The organism is Streptomyces sp. H27-H5 (genome assembly GCF_026627505.1).
In the GTDB taxonomy this organism is placed as follows: Bacteria; Actinomycetota; Actinomycetes; order Streptomycetales; family Streptomycetaceae; genus Streptomyces.
The window spans coordinates 1-6,617 of record NZ_JAPNLK010000192.1; the positions used below are offsets into that span (position 1 = coordinate 1).

6 protein-coding genes and 1 pseudogene are annotated in these 6,617 nt (G+C 66.4%); 3 read left to right on the top strand and 4 right to left on the bottom strand.

The window, feature by feature from the left end; genetic code table 11:
* Positions 1 to 597 precede the first annotated feature (597 nt).
* Both OTB19_RS41075 and OTB19_RS41080 read left to right on the top strand, forming a co-directional pair.
* Positions 598 to 2,970 (top strand): non-reducing end alpha-L-arabinofuranosidase family hydrolase, encoded by a 2,373-nt coding sequence (locus tag OTB19_RS41075; RefSeq protein WP_267803970.1) that lies wholly within the window; start codon positions 598 to 600, stop codon positions 2,968 to 2,970.
* Positions 2,971 to 2,979: 9 nt separating this feature from the next.
* A pseudogene (locus tag OTB19_RS41080) lies at positions 2,980 to 3,248 on the top strand (carbohydrate-binding protein); the annotation flags it as partial.
* Positions 3,249 to 4,302: 1,054 nt separating this feature from the next.
* Here the strand turns inward: OTB19_RS41080 and OTB19_RS43875 are convergent.
* The 4 genes from OTB19_RS43875 to OTB19_RS41090 all read right to left on the bottom strand — a co-directional run bounded on the left by OTB19_RS43875 (position 4,303) and on the right by OTB19_RS41090 (position 5,866).
* Positions 4,303 to 4,932 carry a DDE-type integrase/transposase/recombinase gene (locus OTB19_RS43875; RefSeq protein WP_420717015.1) on the bottom strand — a complete coding sequence of 210 codons (630 nt, stop codon included), beginning with the start codon at positions 4,930 to 4,932 and terminating at the stop codon, positions 4,303 to 4,305.
* 17 nt (positions 4,933 to 4,949) lie between these two features.
* Positions 4,950 to 5,066 carry an IS3 family transposase gene (locus OTB19_RS43880; protein ID WP_420717017.1) on the bottom strand — a complete coding sequence of 39 codons (117 nt, stop codon included), beginning with the start codon at positions 5,064 to 5,066 and terminating at the stop codon, positions 4,950 to 4,952.
* 27 nt (positions 5,067 to 5,093) lie between these two features.
* Positions 5,094 to 5,225 (bottom strand): hypothetical protein, encoded by a 132-nt coding sequence (locus OTB19_RS41085; RefSeq protein WP_267803971.1) that lies wholly within the window; start codon positions 5,223 to 5,225, stop codon positions 5,094 to 5,096.
* A gap of 218 nt (positions 5,226 to 5,443) precedes the next feature.
* Positions 5,444 to 5,866 carry a transposase gene (locus OTB19_RS41090; RefSeq protein WP_267803972.1) on the bottom strand — a complete coding sequence of 141 codons (423 nt, stop codon included), beginning with the start codon at positions 5,864 to 5,866 and terminating at the stop codon, positions 5,444 to 5,446.
* 331 nt (positions 5,867 to 6,197) lie between these two features.
* Between OTB19_RS41090 and OTB19_RS41095 the strand changes: the two genes are divergently transcribed.
* Positions 6,198 to 6,557 carry a DUF6507 family protein gene (locus tag OTB19_RS41095; protein WP_267803973.1) on the top strand — a complete coding sequence of 120 codons (360 nt, stop codon included), beginning with the start codon at positions 6,198 to 6,200 and terminating at the stop codon, positions 6,555 to 6,557.
* Positions 6,558 to 6,617 lie beyond the last annotated feature (60 nt).

Genomic DNA, 6,617 nt, shown 5'->3' on the forward strand with positions numbered 1-6,617 from the left:
GGTTCTACCTGCGGATCCGGTATCCCGTGGTCATCAGTGCTGGCCACTGTGGGCACTACTCCTTCTCCACCCTCAACTCAATGAATCATCCAGTATGCCTGGCTTGAGTCACTTTGACAGAGAGGGGTCCGCGTTCGTCGACGGCTGACTCGGCGTACCGGCTTGAAGGCTGATCACCGCGACCGCCACCGATGACACCTCGCTGGTGATCAGGGCGGCGCCCTTTCCACAGGACGACCGGAACGCAGGGCTTGGCATAACGCTTTTCGCCCGAGCGATGCATCACCGGGCAATCATCCGGGCGGCGCCACTTTTCTGTTACGAGGCCATCAGTTCGGAGGCCTCCATGGTGTGGGGTGCTCTTCCCGCCGCTCACCTTGACGGGCCGGCGTGGCAGGTCCCCCGACTTTCCCCGTTGACGTATCCCCTGAAGAAAGCCGCTCCAATGACGCGACACACCCACGCCTCCCGGGCGATCGGCAGGCAGGAACGAGCCCACGCCCAGCCCCGCACCCGACCCGCGACGGATCAGGCCGTACTGGCCGATGCGCGCACGATCACGGCACCCAGGGCGACTCGCAGCCCCCGAGGAGAATCATGAAGGGCATGCACCGGCTCGGCCGGCGTCGCCGAACAGCGGTGATAGGACTGTCGGCCGCGGCGCTGGTGGCTGGTGCCCTGACGCTCCTGCCCAGCTCCGCCGGAGCCGCCGCCCTGGGTACGCAGGCGGCCCCCTCGGGCAGGTACTTCGGCACCGCTGTGGCCGCCGTCAGGCTCGGGGACTCGAAGTACGCCGCGATAGCGGACCGGGAGTTCAACATGATCACCCCGGAGAACGAGATGAAGTGGGACGCCATCGAACCGTCCCGCGGCAACTTCAACTTCGGCCCCGCCGACCAGATCGTCAACCGCGCCATGGCACACGGCCAGCGCATGCGCGGCCACACCACGGTCTGGCACTCGCAGCTCCCGTCCTGGGTCAGCTCCATCGGCGACGCGAACACGCTGCGCAGCGTGATGAACCACCACATCACCACCGAGATGACCCACTTCAAGGGCAAGATCTACGCCTGGGACGTGGTCAACGAGGCCTTCGCCGACGGAGGCAGCGGCCAGCACCGCAGCTCGGTGTTCCAGAACGTGCTGGGCAACGGCTTCATCGAGGAGGCGTTCCGCACCGCCCGGGCGGCCGACTCCTCGGCCAAGCTCTGCTACAACGACTACAACATCGAGAACTGGTCGGACGTCAAGACCCAGGGCGTCTACAGCATGGTCAGGGACTTCAAGTCCCGCGGCGTGCCGATCGACTGCGTCGGCTTCCAGAGCCACTTCGGGACCGGCGGCCCGCCGTCCAGCTTCCAGACCACCTTGTCCCACTTCGCCGCCCTGGGTGTCGATGTCCAGATCACCGAGCTGGACATCGCCCAGGCGTCGCCCACCCACTACGCCAACACGGTGAAGGCCTGCCTGTCCGTGGCCCGGTGCACCGGCATCACGGTATGGGGCATCCGTGACAGCGACTCCTGGCGCAGCGGCGACAGCCCCCTGCTGTTCGACAAGAACGGCAACCCCAAGGCCGCCTACACCGCCGTCGTGAACGCCCTCAAGGCCGCCTCCGGTACCGGCCCGGGCGGGACGCCCGGCGGAACCGGTACCGGGCAGATCAAGGGCGTCCCCTCCGGTCGTTGTATCGACATCAACGGTTCCACCACTGTCAACGGCACCCAGGCGCAGCTGTCGGACTGCAACGGACAGACAAACCAGCGCTGGACCTACACTTCCGGCAAGCAGCTGACGATCTACGGCAACAAGTGCCTGGACGCCATGGCCAAGGGCGCCGGCAACGGCACAATGGTGGTCATCTGGGACTGCAACGGCGGCGCCAACCAGCAGTGGAAAATCAACACCAACGGCACGATCGCCGGCGTCCAGTCCGGGCTGTGCCTCGACGCCGTCGGCGCGGCCACCGCCAACGGCACCAAGATCCAGCTGTACTCCTGCGCGTCCGTCGACAACCAGAAGTGGACCGCCCCGTCCGGGACGGGCGGCGGCACGTGCGCTCTTCCCTCGACTTACAAGTGGAGTTCGACGGGTGCCCTCGCACAGCCGTCGAACGGGTGGGCCGCGGTGAAGGACTTCACCCACGTGGTGCACAACGGCAAGCACGTGGTCTACGCGTCGAGCGCAGAGGGAACCTCGTACGGCTCGATGGCGTTCAGTCCCTTCACGAACTGGTCGGACATGGCGTCGGCCGGCCAGACCAAGATGAACCAGAACGCGGTGGCGCCCACGCTGTTCTACTTCGCGCCGAAGAAGATCTGGGTGCTGGCGTACCAGTGGGGTGCGTCGCGCTTCAGCTACCGCTTGTCGAGCGACCCCACCAACCCCAACGGCTGGTCCGCGCCGCAGCCGCTGTTCACCGGCAGCCTCCCCAGCACCGACAACTCCCCCACCGGCCCGATCGACCAGACCCTGATCGCCGACGACCAGAACATGTACCTGTTCTTCGCCGGTGACAACGGCAAGATCTACCGGGCGAGCATGCCGATCGGGAACTTCCCGGGCAGCTTCGGCTCGTCGTACACGACGGTCATGAGCGACACGGCGAAGAACCTGTTCGAGGCGCCGCAGGTCTACAAGGTCCAGGGCCAGAACCAGTACCTCATGATCGTTGAGGCTCGGGGTGCGAATGAGCAGCGCTACTTCCGCTCGTTCACGGCCTCCAGCCTGAGCGGTTCGTGGACCCCGCAGGCCGCCACCGAGAGCAACCCCTTCGCCGGCAAGGCCAACAGCGGTGCCAGTTGGACCAACGACATCAGCCACGGTGATCTGGTCCGCGACAACCCCGACCAGACCATGACCATCGACCCCTGCAACCTGCAGTTCCTCTACCAAGGCAAGTCCCCCAACGTGGGCGGCCCCTACGACCGGCTGCCGTACCGGCCGGGTGTCCTCACCCTGCAGCGCTGACCTGCCCGATCCACGGTGAAGTCCGCCTCCGCTCTCGGCTTCGGCAAGGCCGCACCGGGCGCCTCCTACCAGGCCCTGTACCTGATCGGCACCGTCAAGGACGTCACCGGGGTTTTCCGCTCCATTGAACAAGGGCACCACCTGGCTCCGCGTCAACGACGACGCCCCCCAGTGGGGCAGCATCGGCGGCGGCGTCATCACCGGCGACCCCCGTCACCTTCGGCCGCGTGTACGTCGGCACCAACGGACGGGGCCTCCAGTACGGCGACCCGTCCTGACCCCGACGCCTAAGCGGACGCACGTTTGACGCATGAGCCGACGCACAATCAGCAATGGAAGGCCGCCCCTCGACATCTCGGTTGGAGGGCGGCCTTCTGCTGCAGAGTCGCACCGCTTGCGGTGCGCGGGCTTGTGGGCTGGCCTTGGCCAGACCGATCGCCATCAAGCCACTTGTCTCACTCGGCTTCGCGGCCCCCAGGGCTCGGATTCTGAGCTGCCGACCTCGACGGACGGCCTCTACAGCTGTTCTGCTTCTGCGCCGCGGCGGCACTCCCGAGCTACAACAACCCAGACACCTCTCACCTGCGGAAGAGCTGCCGAACTCACCAGACAGGAGTCGTGGGAACGAATGGTGAAAGGGCCGTCAGCGGCTTTCCTCTCCGCTGACGGTTCGTGTTCGGGGAGGCAGCACGCGAGCACGGCCAGCGGCGCCACAGCATCCGCCGTTGTGCACATGCTTGCCGCGACGGCCGTCGAACTGGCCCCCTAAGTCAAAGCGGAGGCCGACAGATCAGTAGGAGGGCGTACTACTGGGAGGCTCGGCGCTCACGGCTGCGACCGCCTGGGCTCGACGATCGGAAGGGCGCGGCGAGGCCACCCCGCAAGCCCCTCGGGCGCGCGTCAGGAGCTGCACGTAGCGCCCATAGTGCACCCAATGCGCATTGATCTTGAGTCCGTTTCGCGGCCCGCATGCCGATGACCTGCGGTTTTCCTTAACCTGTTTCGGCTCTACATGTTTGCGATGACTGCGCACATGGAGTGCGTGGCGATCCTTGAACCGGCCGCAAATGGCCTCTGACCTGGGGTTTCTTGGGATTCTCCGTCTGCTCGACCTGTTTCCACTTGTCCAACAGGTGAAGCGTGGAGTTGCCTGCTCTGTATCGTCTGGCCTGCGGATTCATGAGGGGGTGTCGGTTGCGGCCGCGGCGTCATTAGTGCGCGCCGCAGGCTGCTGACGCTCATTTGACGCATCTTCTGATACCACGTCAGGTTTGCCTGGTGCGTCCAGGGACGCACCGGGTCTGTCAATTTCCTCGAACTGTGGAGTCCTTCCTATAGAGCCAGCCCCACGGTAAGGCTGGCCCAGTACTCGTTCTCGTAGTCGATCGGGCTCTTGAACCTGCACACGCTGTGTAGTCGGTGGGTGTTGTAGAAGCCGGTGATCCAGTGGCGATCCTGATCCGGGCCTCGGTGCGGGTGCGGTAAGTGTGGCGGTGGATGTACTCGACCTTCAGGACGCCGTTGAACCCCTCGCTGACGGCGTTGTCGAAGCACGAGCCGCCCCCGCGGCCCATGGACCGCGTCACTCCCAGTCGGAGGCAGGCGGGGGCGAACTTCCGGGACACGCCCTCGCTCCCGCGGTCTGAATGGAAGATCACACCGCGGACGCCGCCGCTGCGGGGTGGCCGCGGCCTTGATTAGCGCGGCCACGACCGGGTCCGCGTCGTGGTGGGCGCCCATCGCGTAGCCGAGCAGGTGCCGGGAGAACAGGTCGATGACCGTGGCAAGGTAGAGCTTGCCCTCCTCGGTGAGGATCTCGGTCATGTCGCCCGCCCAGGCGAGGTCAGGTTCCTCGGCGGTGAAGTCCCGCTTGGCGAAGTCCGGTGCGGCCGACCGGTTCCCCGGCCTGGCCAGCCCGCCTCGGCGTCTGACTACCCGGGTGACGAGTCCGAGTTCGGCCATCAGCTTCGCAACGGTGTTCACCGAGACCCACCAGCCCTGCGGATGAGCAGGATGAAGATCTTCGGTGATCCGTAGGTGCCGCCGGACTCGGTGAAGATCTCCTGGATCTCGTCGGCCAGCCGCTGCCTGCGCAGTTCACGCCCGGTGGGCCGCCGGTCGCGTCACTTGTAGAACCATGACTCGCTCACGCTGAGGGCGCGGCACGAGACGGTGTGCGGGATGCCGTGCTCGGTCCTGTTGTCGCTGATCACCCCGGCCACGGCGGCCGGGTCCGCCGCAGCTCCTTCACCCACACGACCATGCAGCGTTTGAGGACATCGCGCTCCATCCCCAGCTCCTTGTTCTCCTTCTTCAACGTCGCGCTCTCCGGCGTCAGCCGGGCGATCAACGCGTCCTTGTCCTCCGGCGTGGCCTTCTCGGCAGTCTTCGCCCGCGAGACCCAGCTCGCCGGCGTCGTCTCGTTGATCCCCAGATCCCCCGACGACCTCGGGGACCGGCTTCCCGGTCTCCGTCACGATCCGTACCGCCCCCTCACCCGCCGGATCCGCGTGAGCGCCAGGCCCAGTAGCCGGTCGGCACGGTCGCCTTCGGCGAGCCGGTCGCGGAAGTCGGACAGGACACGGTGGTGGAAGCCGGCATCCTCCAGCTCCAGCCCGAGGGCGTATTTGAAGTCGATGCGGCAGCGCACGGCCTCGGCAGCCGCGCGGTCCGACAAGTTCATCACGTACTGCAGCACACACACGGTGGCCAGTTGCGCGGGCGAGAGCCCGGGGCGGCCGTCGCGCGGGTACCAGGCGGTGAAGTCCTCGTCGGTCCACAGGCCGTCGAGGCGGTCGCGGATCCACATCGCGGTGGTGCCGTGGGGGTTGCTGGCTCGGGCGACCCGCACGGTCAGTGGTGGGATCTCGGCTCCGGAGTGAGGCTGGAGGGACATGTCGGGCTCCTGAGGAGCAGCGGCGGAACGTTCCTATGGGCCTGACGCAACATCACGATCGTTTACTGCCTGTCCTCAAGATTCCGACAGAGTCCCACCAGTGATGGGTGCGCGGGTGTGACCCGCACTCGCCTTGCAGGCAGAAATGCGGGGTTGATAGACATGGCACGCCAGTGCGGGATGGCGGCAGACTTCGACGCATCGCGCTGCTGCGCTCGACGATGGAGGGGAACGGCGGTACGGCGCATCCGGCGCTGGCCAGGGCCGCCGTCGACGGCTTCGGCTGACGTCGGGGCACTGGAAGGCAACGTTCACAGAACGGGGGGGCATCGTGGCGACGTGGGACATCGAGCCGGGTGGCGTTCAGGGAGTGCTGAGCAAGACCGCCGAGGCCGGCGCCAAGTTCGAGGACGAGTTCACAGCATACGGAGACGGCCTGCTGGGCGCCGCGACGTGGGCGGGCACGATGGTCCTGGGCGGGACCGAGATCCCCGAGGGGGGAGCGTTCGGTCCCGTGGCCCAGGCGTTGCAGGAGTTCCAGCAGCACACGGAGAACGACTTGAAGTTCCTTCCCGTCCGGACGGGAAAGTCCATCACTGGGGCCCGCCTGGCCACTGAGGCCTACCTCAGCCTGGATCCACCGCGTAGTGGTCGGGCTGTGGATGGAGAAATCAGAAGAGGTGCCCGCTGACCTGGGATGATGGGAGTTTCTACGCTTCCATCAGACCCGAGCAAGAGGGCACCTCGTAAG